We start from the raw sequence: 19,166 nt of genomic DNA on the forward strand, positions 1-19,166 counted from the left end.
CGCCATGCTCGCCGGTGTCCACATCGGTGATGGTGCCTAGCAGCGCGGATACTAAATTACCCGCGTTAGTCACCTCGTCTTCGGTAATCGTTGCCGCGGCTTTTAACGCATCCGTCAGCACCGGTGCATCGTTGACCGGCGCCAGGTCGATCGTCAACGTTCTGGGGGTCGGATCCAGATCCACGCCGCCGTTTTCGGTACCGCCATTGTCTTGGACCTGAAAAGTAAAGCTCGCAGCGGCATCACCGTTGATATTAGCCGCTGGGCTATAGGTCAGCAAGCCCGCTTCCAGTTGTTCTCTGCTGACAAAATCCCCGGCGTTCACAGGTACGTTATCGAGCAGTAAGACGCCATACTCGGGCAACGTGCTAATCTTAACGGCAGCCAATTCATGCACGTCGTTATCCCACGGGTCGCTGAAACCAAAATCAGTGACGCCAAACGGATAAACCACATCCTCAGTTCCTGCGACCTGGCTATCAATGCCGACGGGTGCATCATTCACCGCAATCAAATTGATGATCGTTTGGGCGCCGACGCCGACATTATCATCGACATCGATGGCATTGGCTTCGACATAGCGTGTCTCAACACTAGGCGCGGTGGAGTCGTTTTGATAGCGCACGCCGCGCAATGCGACTTGGAAATTGGTTGAGGTTCCTCCGTCACCGGAAGCCACAAAGGTGATTGTCGTTGCTTTTGTCCAACCACTGCCGCTAACCGCTTCGCCATCACTGGCTTCCGTATCAATACTAATCCCACGAGGAGCCAGCCAGTCGAGCGTCGCTTGTGTTACTGACAGGTATTCTTGGGTTAAGTCTTCGGTGTTATCCAAAGGATTGGTTAGCGTTAATGTCAAGTTTCGAATCAAACCGTCTTGATCGACAATGCTCGAATTCGAAGTCGCAACAGCCACAGCCGGGGCTTTTTCGATGTAAGTGACGTCATGATCGCGGCCGGGTAATGGGCCGTTCATATCGATGACCGGCGTCCAAGGTACCGAAACGGTCACAGTCGCGACTCTTGGCCCCGCCACAACCGCCTCGGTAATGGGCGCGTCGGTTTCTGCCAGAACCACATTTACCTCTAAATCAAAAGCGAATTTGGGCTGCGTTGCCGCATCATAAAATTTTAATGAGTCACCCGATTCAAGCGACAACGGTCTGCTCGCCACAAAATTTTGGTTGTCTACTTTTAACGCAATAACAGCGCCGGAATCCACATCGTTAATGAAGATGCGTTGTCCTACAGCGATATCGGTATTTTCATCGGTTGTGGTGATAAACGCCGTGTTACTCTCATCGCCTTCGGCATCGATAACCGAAAAAGTGATTTCTCGATCACCGACAAAAGCATTTGGATTGGCATTGTTATACTGCACTTGGCGCAGTATAGCTTGGTAATCCTCTACTGAAGCGATTCCGCTGATCGTTAACGCCGCGCCATCGGCCGTTTGGCTTGATGAAACTGTCAATCCTGCCGTTGACGCAGCGTTTACGCCGTCTGCGGTTAGCGATAGAGACTCATAAAAAACACCGAATTGATTGTCTTGGGCGCCGGATACTAAACTGATAGTTGCCGATCCCATGGTTGGGCTGTCAATATCCGTCAACTCAAGAGCCGGCGCAATGATTACGGCATCACCACGCGGTTTAAACGTGCCGACCGCATGGATACCCGCCGCCTCCGATCCGCCAGCATCAAGTATTGGCGCATCGTTAGTGGGCGTAGCGATAATAGTTGTTGTGCCGCTTGCCGGAATCGCCCCTGTACCATCATCAATGGTATAGCTCAATGCGGCGATTTCGCCGCTCGGGGCGTTGATCGGCGTAACGTAGTAGATCGGATTATCAATCAACCAGCCCATTAAAGTTTCCGGGCTAGAAGTGACATTAAGAACCAATGTGTCGGTGTCGTTTCCTGCGACCTCGACTGCGGTGTCTAATGTGTCCACGCGCAAAGTACCCGACGTGACCGAAAGCGTTAACGTGAGCGCGTTATCGTCCGGGTCGACAATGGAGAGCACGTCGAGCGGAATTTGTGTGGGAACATCCTCTTCGACGGTAACGCTGTCTACTTGACCGCTAATGGTCGGCTTATCGTTGGCGCCGTTGATCGTGATGGTCAGCAGGGCGGTATCGGTCAGGCCATCAACATCGCGTACCGTGTAATTGAAGACTTCGGTGAGTGTTTGCCCGACATTCAGACCATCCACAGACTCATTGGTTTGCGCAACGATGTAAGTATATTCGCCGGTGGTTTTGTTGACGATTAGGTCGCCATAGTTGCCGCTAATAATAAAACTATCGCCGTCGTCATTGGCGGGGCGACCGATACCTTCGATATTGCCGGCACGAACGGCAGAAATCACCAGGGTTTCGGTCTGTCCTGGATTAGCGTCTGTAGCCGCTTCGTCAGCTAACAAATTACCAATTGCGTTTTCGCCCGGAACTTCGTGCCCTTCTTCTTGCGCCTCGCCTTCCTGATTGTTGGCAACCGGAGCAATTGCTGAAAGATTGACGTTACGAGGAACCGAAGTAATGTTCGACTCTTCCGCGCCAAAGTCGTCGGTATAATGGGTGATGACCCGAATCCATTTGCCGCCATCGGCACTGGTTAAGGTATAGCTACTGAAAATTGCGCCCGGAATGTTAGTAAAGTCACCGCCCTCGGTATCCGCAATCTGCCACTGGTATGTAGGCGTAGCCGTAAACAAACCATCGGGATCGGTGATAATTGCCGACCAGTTCGTGCCGGCGTTGGCGCCTGTGCCTGCAATCGTGATTTCTCCCGGAGTATTGATATTATCGATAGCGGGAAGCGCATCGGAAATCGGTGATTCCGCCACATTGCCGTTATCGGTATAGAACGCTTGAACGCGTACCGGGAAGCCGACTTCGGTGGTTGCGAGCGTCAGCGATTGTTCGTTGCCGCGTGCGCCGGCAACGTCAGTCCAAACGTCATCCGCCTGAATTTGCCACTGATAGATCACATTGGCGGGATTGAAACCATCGCCATCGGACACCGTGGCGGTCAAAGTGTCGCCTAATTTAGGCGCGCCAAGATCGGCCCCTTCGTTAATGGTAATCGCCACGGCTCCGGCGTTGTTCGGCAACAGCGCGCCGGGTAACGCGCCCTCGGCTGTGCCGCCCAGATTCAGGGTGAACGAAGTCGTTGCGGTACTGCCTCCCGTCGATTCGGTGCCGGTTAACTCGATATTGAGGTAAGCGGCATTGCCCGGCACCGTGCCGCTGAGCAGCAGTTTTCCGGCATTTTCACCCTCGGTCACTTCGATTAGGCTCAAACCGAATGAGTCGAGCGCTTGTCCGTTGGCAGTTGCTGAATAGCTAATGCCTTCGGTCGTTGCCGTGCCGGTCGGCGAGCCATCCGGGTCGATGAAAGGCTTGTCGAACAAGATACTGACCGCGCCCCCAGGCACGCCCGGCTGATCTTGCAAAGGCGTAACCAGCGCCAACGGATCGTTCGGGTTGATTATTGCCAGCGTAAAGGTTGTGAATACAGATGTTCCGGTTGTTGTGGTCGCAGTAACCTTGACGCTTAAATTTTCTTCACCTGCCGGTGGATTGCCGCTAAAAGTCGCGGTATCGGGATCGAAACTCAGCCATGCAGGCAACGCGCTGTCATCGGCCAGGGTCGCGCTATAGGTTAGTCCATTGTCTTCCTCGCCGAGGAAATTGAAGGCTCTAGCCGGAACCGTGTAGATACCCGAGCCTGGTCCATCAACAAAAGGCACGCTGGCCGGCATGACACCAACGGTAAGGTCTGAATCTTGTGTGTTGTTATAGACAATAAGCTGAAATTGACTGGCCGCCGTTCCATTCGAAACGGCATCAAAGGCGCGGATTTCGATCAACAGGTTGGCGGGTACCGCGCCATTACCCGAAAGCGTCAGCGTGTCCGGGGAAAAACTCAATGCCGGAGAATCAGTGATCAGGGTAGCCGCACCATTAGCAGGATTGATCGTAAAGGCGCTGTAAACCAGAGCGTCGTTTTCCGGGTCGCTAAAGGTTTCGGAAGGAATGGTATAGCTCCAGCTGTCGCCTTGGATAATGACATTAATGTCTGTACCGGCTGCGCCGACTTCATTGCGTGCAATAAAATCGGTAGCCGTGATATTAGTTGACGTAGAGCCATTGATGTTTTCTATGAGAAGGAATTGGCCTATGCTTGCGTTGCTGTAGCCCGTGCCGACATAAATGCTCCAATTGCTATTAACGTGGTAACTTTTGAATGTTTCTCCGTCATATATAAGAGGTAGCTGGGATACAAACTGGGCAAGCACCTGAGCAGGCGTTTGATTTCCAGCGATGTCAATGTGTCGCCCAAAAAATTCCAACAAGTAATCCGGTTCGCCCGTTCTGTTGCTAAACGTGAAAGTGCCTTGGCGAGGAGCATAATCAGGCTTATAGGTATTACCTGAAACAACCGATATAGGAGTCGAGTAGATAACAAGTTCTTCGGTGCCTAAATCCGTCTTCTCTCCGCCTTGGTTTGCTTCCAGCGTCACCGTCGCGCCGTCACGCTCGGTCACGGTGTAATTCGCCAGGCTCGCGTCGTTAATGGCTTCAGCGATTTGTTCGCCTGTAACCGCTGTGCCGGCAACCACAGTAGTATCGCCGACCGAAAATTCTGCCCCGCCGTAGGGACCGTCAATAAAGGTCAAATCGACGATTTCGAACCTGGCATCTTGTCCTTCAAGCGAAGGCACGAAAGCATTGGCAGGAGCCGCTATGGTGTCGCCGGTCACGATAAAATCATCAACGGTCAAATCGGCAACCGCGCCCGGGGTTTTGGCTGTTAACTGGACTGTCGTCCCGCTTTCAATATAGGCGCTCGTCCATTGCGTACCTTCTGCCGCGGCACTGTATGCGTCGTGGAATTGTTGTGCGACTTGTGCCGCCGTTTCGGTACCGGTCAGGCTTACTTCGACGCCATCGAATACGATACGGGTCGCGCCTTCAGCATTGGCAAAAGTAACTTCGACCGCTTCGGTGGCGGTGCCATCATCGGTAAACATAGCCGCAACATCATCTTCTAGCTTGAGCTCAGGCGCCCCAAAAGCACCGCCCGCCGCATCGGTAATTATCAGTTGATTACCTTCCCAAACCGCAGAAACGGGCGTGCCAGCAAACTCAGTGTTAATCAAACCGGCCAAATCAGCGCCGGAAGTAGCAGAGGAGATATCGAGGTCAGTAACCGTTCTGTCACCGGCGGTTAACGAGAACAGGCTTGCATTTGCGGCTTGTGCATCGGTTATCTCAAAAATCAGCGTACTGCCGCCTTGGGTGATGACGCTGGGCGAGGCGAGGGAGTTATCGACGATAACATTGAAGTCTGCTGCCGTCAGGGAGTCGCGCGCGCCCGGGGTGCGTGCGGTGAAGATGATCGTGTCGGCGAAAGTCTCGTGAACTGCGGCATTCCATTCGCCATTGCCGTTGACCTGTGCCGCGACAGCGCTTGCAATATCCGCAGTATTTAAATCGTTGATAGTGATCGTTTGCCCGTCAAAGGCCAATGTCTGGGCGCCTGCTACCTCGTGAAACTGGACTGATACCTGCTCGGCTACAGCCTCAGCGCCTTCTTGAACTATCGTGACGGTGTAGCGACCGACGTCGTCAATGATGACGGTGCCGTTGGTAAATTCAGCCCGCTCGCCGGCTTCTTTAGCGGTGAGGCGAACGTTGGCGCCGTCTGATGACGTGACATCGTATAGGCCGGAAGAGGCCGTGATCTCGGCTGCGACCGCCGCTGCAACCTCATTCGCGCCGGCTGTGCTGCCGAGTACAATCGGTCCGCTGCCGTCAAATCGGATCGCCTGCCCGCCCAGCATGCCGTCAAAAGTCACGGAAGTGATTTCCTTCGGCGCGTTCACCGCAGCCCAGGTCAATGGGTTATCTACGACCGGCGGTTGGTTCTCATTCGCACTGATGTTCAGCGTAAAAGTGTCGGTGGCACTAAGGCTGCCGTCGCTGGCGGTGACTTCGAAAGTCAGTGATTGATTGCCCCAGCTTAAAGGCGGGTTGCCACTGAAACTGCGGCTGGCTTCGTCGAAGGTCAGCCAATTAGAGGCGAGACCGGCGGTATCGTCAGCATTGGGGGTTACTGTGTCGGTAATGGAATAATCGACTTCGGCGCCGTTGACATGCGTGACTCTAACCGTATAAGTCAAGCCCATGCCCTCAGCATCGGTGAACGTCGCCGCAGGAATTTGATAAAACCAGTCGCCGGTTCCACTGAGTGCTTGATCCCCAATTGCGGATGCCAAAATCGGCGTGTCGTTGGTACCGGTCAAGGTGATGGTTAGTTGTTGGATCGACGAAGCGCCTTCTGGATCAGTGACGCGAAAATCGAAGACTTCGTTAACAACCGCACCTTCCGGCAGCGCATTGATCGCATTGAAGTTGGTGGCTTCATAACTCCACTGTCCGGTATGCTCATTGAGGGTTAACGTACCGAAAAGACCGACTTTACTCCAGGTCGACTCCGCTTTTCCGCCGCCACGGATACTGAACACAAGCGTGTTATCATCATTATCAACATCGGTTGCGGTCAGTGTGCCGGTCAATTGATTGTCGATAACATCCGAATTTGCGCCGGCCGTTAAGGTGACGCCCTCACCGACCGAAGTATCGTTAGCGGCGGTTTCGGTAATCGTCGCGGTCGGCGCACCGCTGGTGAATACCGGCGAGTCGTTGACCGGGATCACTTCAATTGCGACGGTTAGGCTGTTGTTACTGAGCGGTCCGTCTTCGGCAGGACTGACGGTATCGAATGTGACGCGGGTTTCACCGCTGCTAAAACCGGCGCCGTACGAATTGTCGAGCGCCCAGACGATTAGCGGCTCGGGAATGCCGTAGGCGTCTGGGTTCGGGGCAAAGCGCAGGATGGCGGTCGGTGCCAACACCAGGCCAAACTCTGTGGAAACGGTGCCGACATTGAACCAGTTAGTGCCATCCGTGGTGTACTGCCATTGGCCAATGATAGTTTCGGAATTAGCCGTAATGACGATGCCGGCAAAATTGCCGGTCAAATTCGGGGTGTCACCGGCATCGACATCGGTGAATCGCGGTGCAAACAGGCTTTCAACCGTTTGGCCGTTATTAACGGTTGGATCTTCCAACAGTTTCGGCATTTCAACGACAGTGCCGGCGAGATCCGGACGGTCATTGACCGGAAGGACTTGCACTGGGACGTCGCGCGTCGCCGCTGACAGCGCCCCTTCATCATCTACTGCGCGAACCTTGAAGGCGGGAATGGAGGTGCCATTGACATCCTGATTCGGCGTCCAATACGCATTGTGCGCGGAGGTAATCTGATCGTTGGAGCCAACAGCCCACAGTTCCGCATCTTCCGGGCTGGTTCCGATACGCAGCGTACCGCTGTTAACTTCGGTCACCTTGAAGGCATCAACCTTCCCGTCCGGATCCGAGGCTTTACCGCTTAGATGAGCGAAGGTAACCGTAATTTCGGTATCTTCGTCACCCTGGGTCACGACTGCATCGTACGCATCGAGTATCGGCGCCTGGTTGGAGGCAGGAACCTCCTCAATGGTTTCCTGAAGGTCGGCAGCGCTTGCGGCAAATACATAGGCCAGCGAGAAACTCACGGATTGACCGGCCGCTAAGTTGCCGACATTGATGCCAAGACCAATCGTATCGTCACGGGTAGCGCCGTCGCGAAACTCGTCTCCGCCATTTAAATAGGTATTCGGATCGGTCGTCCAGCCGGTAACACCGGCGTTACTCTCCAAGGACGTATTGCTGTACAGACCGATAACCCGTCCGCTGACCGGACCGGTACCTAGAACAATATCCGTTTCCGGAATACCATCTGCTCCGCGAACATTCAGTGTGTTGGTCGTTGATCCCGGCAGGCCATTGGAGTCCACGTCCGGGTCAATAGCACGCGCATAGCGCACATCGAATATCGAAGAGCTACCGGTATTCTCGAACGTCACACGGATACTGATAACGCGTTCATTCTCACCCAAAGAATAGACTTGGGTCATCTTGAGACCGGGCACGCTACTGAACGTGCTTTCAAACACCAATTCACCGAAGGTTTTAGCGGTGCTGCCCGAGCCGCTGGTTTGAATCGATGACGCTGCGCTGTTAATTGTGGTGGTGATTTGACCACCTGTAGGACTGGTGTTGTTGTTGACAAAAGTCGAGGAGCCCACTCGAACCGAAAACATTTCCCAAGGTGAGCCGGGAGTGAGGTAATCTGCCGTATCAAGAAAACCAAAACTACCTTCAGGGTCATACTGAATCCCGGGCTTGGTGTTTCCACCAAAACCAAAGGTACCATTGGCGCTATAGCCAAACTTGACATATTGGTTGTTGAAGATTCCGGGTGCCGTGGCGAGCAAGCCGCTATAGGCTTCCATCGCCTCGTTAGATAAAAAACCATCCACAGCGATTTCGCCGGTACTGAGTTCTAACACCCAGTTACCCCCCAATACACTCGGGCCGGTGGCGTCTAGGGAAGCAGCAACATCGGCGTTGGTCAGTTGTGCCAGTTCGTGAACAAAAGCATGACCTTCATCGCCTTCGCCCACATTACAGCCATACAATAAAATATCGCCATTTTCACTGATAAAACTGCCGAGATGTTCAAAATCAGCGGATCTTTCAGTCAGTGTCGACCGGTCAATCAGGCTGTTGCCGAGCTGAATGGCGCCCGGTTGGCCGTGGCTGATGATGTGGATCGCATCGAATTCGCCGTGATGCTCCAAAGTCGTCATTATCTGGTCAAGCCCGTCCGCCCCCGAATCAATTACTTGATAAATCGCATTTTCGGGAAGGCCCGCTACAAGTATATCGATATCATAAAGACTGTTATCGATGAAATAAATGACACGGGGTAGATTTGCGTTTGCTTCAGGTGTGTTCATATCGTTCATAACGGTGCGTGCCTTGTGTGTTAATTACTGTTTATTTTTAATAGGCGATTCAGTCTGCCAAGAGATGGATTTTGGTTGATGATCGTGCTTACTTTGTGCCTGTCGGTGTCTATGGTCTCTGCTTTTGAATCGATTGACCACTTATGGTTGACGAATACTATTCTTGTCACGCTCGACAAAACCATGATAATCGTAATGGCGTTGCACAGAGTTTCGCATATAACTATTCAAAGATCAAAATTCGGATCCGGAGTGCCCGTCAAAGGACGCCGAGAATACGTCCATGTAGAGACTCTATGCCAGCTCCATGCTGGCAAAGCCTTTGCGATCGCCACGGATGGTGTGTATTAGGGCACCAACAGTAGGTGCTTTAGGCGATGCAGGGCAGAAAAATGCTCCTGCATTTTCTGCATTCATTACATCCATGTAACTCAGCAATTGCCGACGACTACAAGGATGCAGGGCAACGCAGGAGCAGTTGCCGACGACTGCAAGGATGCAGGAGGTAGGGCAATGCAGGTGCAATTGCCGAGGAGCAAAAATCTGCCCTGCTGCCAACATCCTCGCTAGCCACACCCCATACCTTCAGAAAGTTAGCCGTTTTCTGAGTATAACGCATTACCTGATTAGCAAGATGCTTCAGCTAAAGCCCAAAAACCAGAATATTCTTGGCTAGAAGGCGCATACTGGCCACTTAATTAGCAAGGAGTCCAGCTCATGGCCATGAATAAAATCCAGTTTCAAGCAGGCCTGTCACTGCCTGCTTTTTTAGCGCAATTCGGCACCGAAGCGCAATGTGAAGACAGTTTAGAACAGTCCCGCTGGTCCCAAGGCTTTCGCTGCCCCGACTGCGGTCATGCCGAACACTATGTGCTTAAATCAGGCGGACGCAAAACCTTCCAATGCCGGTCCTGCCGATTACAGACATCGCTGATTGCGGGCACTTTATTCCAGAGTACCCACCTTAAACTGACGACCTGGTTTCTGGCGATCTACTTGATCAGCCAGGCCAAGACCGGTTTGTCCGCCCTGGCTTTGAAACGGCAGTTGGGCGTCAGTTACCCTACCGCTTGGCTGATCCAACAGAAACTGATGCAAGCGATGGTCGAACGGGATGCCCGGTACACCTTGGACGGCGAAGTTCAGGTGGACGATGCCTATCTCGGTGGCGAATTGGCTGGCGGTAAGGCCGGGCGCGGCTCTGAGAATAAGGTGCCCTTTGTCGCGGCGCTCTCGCTCAGCCCCGAGGGACAGCCGAGGTTTATCAAAATGGCGCCGATTCCGGGTTTTACCCGTAAAGCCATTGCCAATTGGGCACAAGGCGATCTCAGCCCCGGTTGTGTCGTGCGGTCCGACGGCTTGGCCTGTTTTGCCGGCGTGACCGATGCCGATTGTCAACACCAGGTAACCGTCGCCGGTGGTCGGAAACCCAAAGACCTGCCTGAGTTCTGTTGGATCAATACGGTACTGGGCAATCTCAAAACCAGTCTAGGTGGCGCCTACCATGCTTTCGATTTCGCAAAATACGGCACCCGTTACTTAGGTGCGTTCGCGTACCGCTTTAACCGGCGCTTCCGACTCGATACCATTACTACGCGCCTTATCGTGGCTGCGGCTACGACTGGACCCCGCTCGGATTATTGGCTTCGGCAAGCTGAAGCATCTTGCTAATCAGGTAATGTTATGCGTTCCCCACGCCCGTGGGGATGAACCGTTCCGCGCCTCTGCTTCTATAGCTGCACGTCTGGAGTTCCCCACGCCCGTGGGGATGAACCGCAATTTCAGCATCAAGACAGAAACAAAGACCAAGCGATCCCCACACCTGTGGGGATATATTACTTGCCTGTTATGTACCGGTAAATGTCAACATAGTTGTCGCATGTGTTATTGAGACTTTATCAAATCTATGGCTAAAATGCTGATTTGATTATGACAAGGTACGCGACTTATGGCATTACCGAGAACTTTGGGACTGGGTAGCCCATTATTGAATTTACCTCGAAGCTTTAAACCCATTTCTTCCCCAACTGAGCAACCGGTTTTCAGGCTTTCTCTTCGGCAACAGATGTTTTCTCTGGGGCTTTTATTTACGCTCAGTTTATTGGCTGCACTGGCGATGGCGGCTTATTTTTATCCGAGCATTGCGAGCAATGACAAAGTAGTCGCGAACATCGTTCGTAATATCGGCTTCGGCGGCGGCGTTTTCGGCTTTAGTTTGGTATTACTGACCGCTTTTTATCGGCACTGGGCGTCTGTAACCGCGCCGTTATATGCCTTAGCGGGCGGGGTGTTCATGAGCGGATTGGCGCTTTCACTTGAACAACGCTTTCCTGGCATTGCCGTACAGTCTTTGGTTGTGACATTCAGCATCGCTTTGGTAATGTATGCGTTGTATGCGACCGGTGTGATTAAAGTAACGCGAAAACTTTTTGTGCTGATTTACGCCGCGACGGCTACTATCGCGCTGGTTTATTTGGTGGGATTTACCGCATTGCTTGCCGGTGTGCCCTTGCCTTTTTTGCATGGTGCCGGTGTGGGCGGGATGCTTTGGTTTGGCTTTATCGTCGTGACCGCATCGTTAAATTTACTAGTCGATTTTCGTCGTATAGACAATGCTATACAACGCGCTCAACCTTCGTGGATGCGCTGGTACTTGGGACTGGGCATGCTAGTGACCTTAGTGTGGATGTACATTTCGGTTCTGAGGCTGATTGCAAATGCTAGACGATGAGGGATAAACGGGAAATGTGACAACAGGCTCTCGTCGGCCCGTGTTCGATTGCCTATTATTGTCCCTACATTTTAAAAACAGGGAAGTAATTTTTTACCAAATCCTTAGTTGTTTTTCTCGAAGCATTCTTCTGTAAGCTTCTTCCAGGTTTGCAATAAAATTCATTTCATTCCTAATCGGTGAATCTTCAAGCATCGAACGTAGCTCTTTTTTATAATGCGCGATGCGTTCTTTATCGTTCGCCAAATGTACCGCCTTTAAGAAATAGTCTTCTTCATCCATTGCGACTAATTCATTTGCGCCTATTGCGCTTAATATGGATTGCGAGACTCTTGCGACATGTGATTTACCGTCTAAAGCAATGACCGGCACACCCATAAAAATAGCCTGCATCGTTGTTGTGGTGCCGTTGTAAGGAAAAGTATCAAGTGCAATATCCAGTTCGTTATACAGCAATAAGTGCTCTGATCTTTTTGGCGAGAATCCGTACAATACTAGTCTGTCTATCTGTTCTAAACCGGCAGAGGCAAAACGTTTCTTGATACGATTCTGTTCAACTTTCTTTTCAAAACCTCTCCCCTTCAGCACAAATTTGGAATCAGGAACGGCCTGTAAGATTTGTACCCATAAAGCAATCGTTCTATCTGTGATTTTTGAAATTTTATTGAACGTACCGAAGGTCACAAAACTATTTGATTGACACGGCGCATCATTTATTTTCAAATTTTCAGGGGGCAGACGAAAGCATAAAAAACAATCTGGCAAGCGATACAGTTTTTCTGAATGCCACTCGTCTGAGACGTTTTGAGGGTCGCTGATCGAGTCAACAAGGCGATAATCCATTGTTTTTAAACCTGTTGTGCCGGGATACCCTAAATAAGTCACTTGGACGGGGGCTGCCCGTAAAGCAAATACATCTAACCGATTACCGCTGGTCAGGCCTGCCACGTCGATTAAAATATCGATAGCGTCCTGTTGAATTTGATCGAACAACTGTACTGTAGACATGTGTCGAATATCGATCCATCGATCGGCGGCCAGTTTAAATTGATGAGTCACACCATCTTCTTGATTAATATTGGCATAACAGAATATTTCAAAAATGTCCTTATTGTGATTTTGAATAATAGGCAACAAAAAATAAGCCACCGGATGAGCATTAAAATCCGGAGACACATAGCCGATTCTAATTTTTAAATGTTTACTGCGTGGCTTAAGCGAAAGTTTATATTTTAAAACGTAGTGATTTGTATATGCTTCGGCCCATTTTTTATGCTCTAGGGCAACTAACGAAGGAGGCTCGTCACTGTAATTTAAGGTATTGATTAAACGTTGATGCGTATTTAAATCGTATTTGATTTGCAATCCTTCTCGATATACTGAAATAGCTTCATCGACCTTGCCAAGCAGACGCAAGCAATTGCCTAGCACGCGAAAAACACGCGAGTCATCCGTGTTCATGCTCTTTGCTTGTTTTAAAAAAGCAGCGGCTTCGTCATAGTTACCTTGCTCAAATGCAGCAACTCCCTGCGCAAACACATTTTTAAATGAATCCGACATTATTGTTTCCTACCTGATTGCCTTGTTTAGTCCCCTAATTTTTTTATGGTGCCATTTAGTAGGGGCGCAGGTGACTAGCCGATATTCAAGACAAATCGGCATTATAAATTGGCTAAACGATTACAGTTTATTTAAGGCAGCAATTCCCAATTTGGAGATCAAAAAGGGTGTGGGGTATGCTTGGCGAGGATGTCGGCAGCAGGGAGCTGCCGCCAAGCCCCCATGGATGGGTTTACGGCGTTCCTCGACAGGCATACCCTACACCCTAAAATCGGCGAAACTGCTTAAACGTAAGTATTCAGACCCCGTTGGCAAATTACCGCAATCCAGGCGTATTGTTGGCATCTCCCTTTGAAAAAGGGGGATTTATTTAAAAAATCTCCCCTAGCCCCTCTTTTTCAAAGAGGGGGACTGAATACTTACGCTCAAACTGGGAATTGCTGTTATTTAAGGGCTGTCATATTCAAGCTAATCGGCCGGTTTAAAAACTGCTTATTGCTCGTATCGTTGAAAATGCCGAATCTTTCGACTCTCGTAATACTTTTAAACCCGGCCTTTGTTAAATAAAACCTTAAAAAATCTTCGTTAAGGCCTACCATATGAAAATCGTATGCATTCGTTTGCCCTCCGTAGAGCATTCTCATCACATAAAACCGATCTTTAAAACTTAGGCTTTTATCGACCAGCAGGGTGGCCAATGTATCTAGATCCGGGACACTAAGATAAATTTTTCCACCGGGAAGTAAAACTCTAAACCACTCTTTTAAAACTTCCTGTAGATCGCTAATATAGCTGAAATGTTCCAAAATATGGGAAGCATAGATTGCAGAAAATGTGTTATCCGCAAAACGAGATAAATCATTGGCATTACCCACATGGTCGACATGGTCGGTTTTTACAATATTGAATATCTCCCATCCCGCTTTTCTTTTCGTGCCGCCGATATGTAGTTTGCTTGCCATTAACACACGCCTCCAGAACTACTGAAAATACTTCATTATTTTCTTTGCAAATCAAATTCTGCTCCGAAGTGCCTGTTAGAGGGCTACAGGATATTTGCGCCAATAATGTGACCCAACAGAAAAGCACTTTGGTCGTATTTGCTCTCTAAGTCGGAAATTCGACCTTACATCACGAAGTATAACCTTGAATAAAAACAAGCTGTATGCTGTACCGAGTCGACCCTAACCCATTGACGAGTTAGTTTAAAACGAAAGCTGTTTATGCTTTTTTCCGGATATAAATGCGCATATGTCGATTCCGCTGTATGTCGGGTATACATAAGGCCCTTGGCGGACGCGATCATTGCCGCCATTATTTTGTCTGCACGCTTCTGTTCCCCCAGATAGGTCGACAGATAATATGCGGCAATTAAGCCCTCGCAACGCGAACCGTCGTGATAAACATGGTCGCCATAGTAATAATAGAAGCCTCCAGCATAATCTAAATAGGGCGAGTTCTCATCTGTATAACTATGTTCGATCATGGCATCCGCATCATTAAACACAAAGTCGATATAGCTATTTTTGCGAAATCCTTCGACCTTAACCCATTCCTCGATCGCTTGCATTAGCCAAGCATCGGCGGGTAACTCCAAAAACAATTCCTTGTATTTTACGGGCCGGATGTCCACTAAAAAATCCAGCGCTTTTTCGCTTTTTTCGGCGACTTCTTTTTTTAAATCGTCATCGATCCGATCGATCCACTGGTAGTATAGAGCCAGTCCCAATAAGGCTTCGCCCGGATAATAAAAAGAGAATAATTGTCTTTTGATATCATCGGGCGGGTCGATGATTGGCTGGCCTTGATTGAATAACGGGTGAATGTAATAACCGATCATTTCGCCGTCGTCGGCGATTCGAGACAGAATATGTCGAACGAGACCGTCGATAGTGAGTCGATAGGCTTCATCGCCGGTATGCCGGTAATAATGCATCAGCGCGACTAGTGCAACGCCCGCGCCGCCGAGTTTCGATTTTTTATTGTCGAACGGATAGCAGGCGTAGCGTCCTTGCCACTCGTGTTCTCTGAGTGTCGAAAACAGATATTGCATCGAATGGCCAGCGGCTTCGAGATAATCGTTGCGTCCGGTCAATTCATAACCGCGCAACAGCGAGATAGTTCCGCCGCAATGACGCAATATGTTGTTATACAAAGGATCGGCCATTTTGGGGTGGTCGAAGTCTACTTTCGTATCTTGATAAGCGTCGTAAAAATACAAAAAACTGCCGTCATCGTACATGTTGGCGACGAGCCAATCGATGCTTTTCAATGTACTTTCAAGCAAGGTTTCTTTGTCGAATCGAACTTTGCTAATCGGATAACCGCGATAGAGCGGTAAGATTTCTCGATCGGTATAGCTGATGAACGCAATACTTTTGATCAGGCTAGAAGATATCGGTTCGCTTCGCATCAGTTTTTCGCGAACTGAAAACCGGTTGGATTGTTTCGCGATGCCGGTTTTTTTCGCGAGGAAGCGCAGCAGTTGCGAAACGGACATGATGCTATGCACGACGGCGTCGGTCGGCATAAAGTAGCGTAATACGCCTTTATATTCGTATTTGATGCCGGTAATGCCCGGCTCGAAACGGCTGTCGCAAAACGTCGACCCGGTTAACGATTTCAGTGGGCACGGGCGCTCTTCGGTCACCATCTCAAACAAAATCCGGCATTGATTGGCGTCTTGAACGGCAAAGTCGGAAAGAGCAGGGTTGGTTTTGAGTTTTTCAACGATACGTTGCAATGTAGCTTCGATCGTTGCTCTTCTAGCCCCCCAGCGTATCGGTTTCAAACCTCGTTGAAACAGCGAAATGTAAATCTGCGAAATAACCGGATCGAATGGCAAGTCAAGGTCAGTCGTTGAAAAAGCGCTCTCTCCGGAAATTAATGCCTGACGGATGTCCTTCAATAACCGATGTTCCGCCGAAAAGTCCGTTTTGCTATGAAATGCTCGGTTTTGATCTGCCATGAGTGAGTTTTGTGCATCGAAGGGTGGTTTGATTGTTTTTTTGGACAGACTTAGAGTCTGTCGGTCCACAAAGCAGGAATGAGCCGCTCGGAGCGGCTCATTAGTTTGGGATGGTTTATCGCGTGTATTTTATTGGGCTTTTCTCTGGAGTTTATCGAAGCGATGAAAGTCGATGATGTAGCCTGTCAACTTCTTTTTAGCCGACGCGAATAAGTTAAAAGAAAGCAGGCTAACCCCAGGCTCAATAGAACCGAAATATGAGGTTCAGGCACCTGCACGCTGAATTGACTGATTGTTGTAACTCCAGCGCCGAATTGATCGTCTTTGGTTTTTTGTCGAAATCCGAAAATATCGCCTGCATTGACGAAGAAGCGGGTTTGGCCCGTTTGTATAAGATCGCCTTGGTCGTCAGTGAGCAGGAAAAAGACATCGTTGTGCAAATAGCCGAATGGATCCCATATGGGGTCTTTATCGATATCGAGTGTTTTATAGGACCAATAGAATGAGACAAAACCGGAAGCGGCCGCCATGATAGTGAGGTCGACATTGATCTGATCTTGATTTCCTGAAATTCCTTGATCGGATGATGTTAATGTCACAGAACTGAAGTCGTTGAAAGCAATGTAGCCATTACTGCCAGTGGTTGTCGTCCAATTAGCCGGGCTATACGGACCGGTAAAATCGGATATCAACGCAGCTTTGGCAGGAATGAATGCCATGAAGATTAACAACGCGATCAATGCCGTACATTTGTAGAACCGATGCTGGATTATCATTTAATCTCCCATGTATGAAGTAACGAATTGGTTTACAACTAGAGAACCTATCAAGGCGTGGCCGGATTATCTGCGAGATAATTCGCAATATTCCAATTGAATGGTGCTAGTCAATAATCGCATGGACTCCGCAGGCGACCATTAACTTTTCAGAATGATCGACTACGGAATATGAGCTTACAAGGTCATTAATTATTCCGGATCCGGTTCTAGGCTATCGGGTAAATCGAAGCCGTTTTCAAAAGGATTAAGCGGGTCGTCCATATCGGCGCTAGAAGTTCTAGGGTCGTTATCGCTCATGAACAAATCGTCTCCATCATCCAACAGGTCTTCGAGACTTAAAGTCTTGCCGCTGTTGTTGCCTTGATCGAAGTTATCGCTGTTTTCTGCATTATTGTTGTCTTCGGAATTGCCCGGGGCATCTTGGTCGCCGTTACCATGACCGTTGTTGCCTTGCCTATTGCCGCCGCTGTTGCCTTGGCCGGAGTTGTCGCTGTTTTCAGCATTATTGTTGTCTCCGGAATTGCCAGGAGCATCTTGATCGCCGTTGCCGTGACCATTGTTGCCTTGCCTGTTGCCATTGTTATCCTGATCGGAATCCTCTTCATCACCATTATCAGGTTCTTCGTTGTTAATGACATTTTGAGTTTTGGCGGACTCGTCGGTTTCATCAGCAGTAGAGCCTTCTTCAGGCATTTTGCTTTCTTCATCCTGATCTGGCTCGTGGTCATCCGGGGTATGATCGGAATTATCCGGTTCTTCATTGTCAGTGGTGTCTTCACCGTCAGACAAATCTTGATCGACCTCATCAGATTGTTCATCCTCAGTCACATCTTCATCATCGGTGGACTCCTCTTTTTCTTCGGTCGAATCCTCGTCTTCTGCAGTGGGATCAATTTCTTCGCCCGAAAACTCTTCATCAAAAGTGGTTTCCTCAACCTGTATTACTTCGTTATCGCTAACTTCATAAGTAGTAATCGTTTCATTCATCATACTTACAGCCGCATACTCTTGAGTCTCTCCATCTGTAATGCAACTGTTATCCGGATCGGCATCGAAACCTAGATCGATAAAGTGTTGAAGCGAGAAAGTACGCCCAATAACTTGGCCTCCAGGATTAGTCGTCCAACCATCGGTAGTAGTCGATTGTCCTGTTTGGTCGTAATGCCCCGGTCCGGCTTTGATGATGATATCAGTTACTTCGCCCCATTCCGTATTATTTTCAATAAATTCGGCCAATGATACGGCGATAGCAACATTGCTAAATTCAGGGCTACTTGGAAACTCGACTTTTCTTATCCCACTAGTTTTTCCAGTATCTAGTTTGTAGGCAATATACGAAATTGCGTGAGGCAATTCGCAGTCATCGTCCGTGTCTGTATCGGAATCCGTATCGGTATCGGTATCCGTGTCGGTATCGGTATCCGTATCCGTATCCGTATCCGTATCTGAGTCGGTATCCGTATCCGTGTCGGTATCGGTATCTGAGTCGGTATCGGTATCCGTGTCGGTATCGGTGTCCGTGTCGGTATCGGTGTCCGTATCGGTATCCGTGTCGGTATCCGTATCGGTATCGGTGTCCGTATCGGTATCCGTATCCGTATCCGTATCCGTGTCAGTATCGGTATCGGTATCCGTGTCTGTATCGGTATCGGTATCCGTGTCCGTATCCGTATCCGTATCGGTATCCGTATCCGTATCCGTATCGGTATCGGTATCGGTATCGGTGTCCGTGTCGGTATCCAAGTCCGTATCGGTGTCCGTATCTGTGTCGGTGTCGGTGTCGGTGTCGGTATCCGTATCGGTATCGGTGTCCGTATCGGTATCCGTATCCGTGTCGGTATCTGTGTCCGTATCCGTATCCGTATCCGTGTCAGTATCCGTGTCAGTATCGGTATCCGTGTCTGTATCGGTGTCCGTGTCCGTGTCCGTGTCGGTATCCGTATCCGTATCCGTATCCGTATCCGTATCCGTGTCGGTATCGGTATCCAAGTCCGTATCGGTGTCAGTATCCGTGTCGGTGTCGGAATCCGTGTCTGTATCGGTATCGGTATCGGTATCGGTATCGGTATCGGTATCGGTATCGGTATCCGTGTCCGTGTCCGTGTCTGTATCGGTATCCAAGTCCGTATCGGTGTCAGTATCCGTGTCGGTGTCGGAATCCGTGTCTGTATCGGTATCGGTATCGGTATCGGTATCGGTATCCGT

9 protein-coding genes (2 of these 9 running past the window's edge) are annotated in these 19,166 nt (G+C 49.8%); 2 read left to right on the forward strand and 7 right to left on the reverse strand.

The window, feature by feature from the left end:
• Positions 1–24, reverse strand: part of the annotated coding region (locus METBU_RS24580) for a VCBS domain-containing protein (protein ID WP_144053590.1) (this coding region is incomplete at its 3' end). The annotated region extends 6,896 nt beyond the left edge of the window; 24 of its 6,920 annotated nt are in view.
• On the reverse strand, positions 1–8,923 hold the 5' portion of the coding sequence (locus tag METBU_RS0117325) for a DUF4347 domain-containing protein (protein WP_017841827.1). The gene continues 11 nt to the left of window position 1, outside the view; only the first 8,923 of its 8,934 coding nucleotides appear in the window; its start codon is at positions 8,921–8,923; the stop codon falls past the left edge of the window. The genes METBU_RS0117325 and METBU_RS24580, both read right to left, overlap by 35 nt.
• A gap of 717 nt (positions 8,924–9,640) precedes the next feature.
• On the opposite strand from METBU_RS0117325, the gene METBU_RS0117335 reads away from it, so the two are divergent.
• Entirely contained in the window at positions 9,641–10,594 is a 954-nt protein-coding gene (locus tag METBU_RS0117335) for an IS1595 family transposase (protein ID WP_017841829.1), read from the forward strand.
• Positions 10,595–10,871: 277 nt separating this feature from the next.
• A complete protein-coding gene (locus METBU_RS0117340) occupies positions 10,872–11,654 on the forward strand; it encodes a Bax inhibitor-1/YccA family protein (protein WP_014150115.1) in 783 nt (260 codons plus the stop codon).
• A gap of 93 nt (positions 11,655–11,747) precedes the next feature.
• On the opposite strand, the gene METBU_RS24585 is transcribed toward METBU_RS0117340, so the two are convergent.
• The 5 genes from METBU_RS24585 to METBU_RS28215 form a co-directional block, all read right to left on the reverse strand.
• Positions 11,748–13,214: an O-linked N-acetylglucosamine transferase, SPINDLY family protein gene (locus tag METBU_RS24585; RefSeq protein WP_017841831.1), complete on the reverse strand. Its 1,467-nt coding sequence runs from the start codon at positions 13,212–13,214 to the stop codon at positions 11,748–11,750.
• Between the two features lie 443 nt (positions 13,215–13,657).
• Positions 13,658–14,176, reverse strand: coding sequence for a class I SAM-dependent methyltransferase (locus tag METBU_RS0117350; protein WP_014150113.1), 519 nt, complete (start codon positions 14,174–14,176; stop codon positions 13,658–13,660).
• Positions 14,177–14,340: 164 nt separating this feature from the next.
• On the reverse strand, positions 14,341–16,182 hold the full coding sequence (locus METBU_RS0117355; RefSeq protein WP_017841832.1) for a glycoside hydrolase family protein: 1,842 nt from the start codon (positions 16,180–16,182) through the stop codon (positions 14,341–14,343).
• A gap of 185 nt (positions 16,183–16,367) precedes the next feature.
• On the reverse strand, positions 16,368–16,958 hold the full coding sequence (locus METBU_RS0117360; RefSeq protein ID WP_017841833.1) for a hypothetical protein: 591 nt from the start codon (positions 16,956–16,958) through the stop codon (positions 16,368–16,370).
• A gap of 192 nt (positions 16,959–17,150) precedes the next feature.
• Positions 17,151–19,166 (reverse strand): hypothetical protein (locus METBU_RS28215; RefSeq protein WP_017841834.1); only part of this gene is annotated, 2,016 nt, incomplete at its 5' end.

The sequence above is a fragment of the Methylotuvimicrobium buryatense 5G genome, assembly GCF_000341735.1.
GTDB lineage: Bacteria > Pseudomonadota > Gammaproteobacteria > Methylococcales > Methylomonadaceae > Methylotuvimicrobium > Methylotuvimicrobium buryatense.

What these genes read in the sequence shown, in the direction of transcription:
- METBU_RS24585 (WP_017841831.1), bottom strand. Translation starts at nt 13,214, where the DNA reads ATGTCGGATTCATTTAAAAATGTGTTTGCGCAGGGAGTTGCTGCATTT.
- METBU_RS0117360 (WP_017841833.1), bottom strand. Translation starts at nt 16,958, where the DNA reads ATGATAATCCAGCATCGGTTCTACAAATGTACGGCATTGATCGCGTTG.
- METBU_RS0117340 (WP_014150115.1), top strand. Translation starts at nt 10,872, where the DNA reads ATGGCATTACCGAGAACTTTGGGACTGGGTAGCCCATTATTGAATTTA.
- METBU_RS0117350 (WP_014150113.1), bottom strand. Translation starts at nt 14,176, where the DNA reads ATGGCAAGCAAACTACATATCGGCGGCACGAAAAGAAAAGCGGGATGG.
- METBU_RS0117335 (WP_017841829.1), top strand. Translation starts at nt 9,641, where the DNA reads ATGGCCATGAATAAAATCCAGTTTCAAGCAGGCCTGTCACTGCCTGCT.
- METBU_RS0117355 (WP_017841832.1), bottom strand. Translation starts at nt 16,182, where the DNA reads ATGGCAGATCAAAACCGAGCATTTCATAGCAAAACGGACTTTTCGGCG.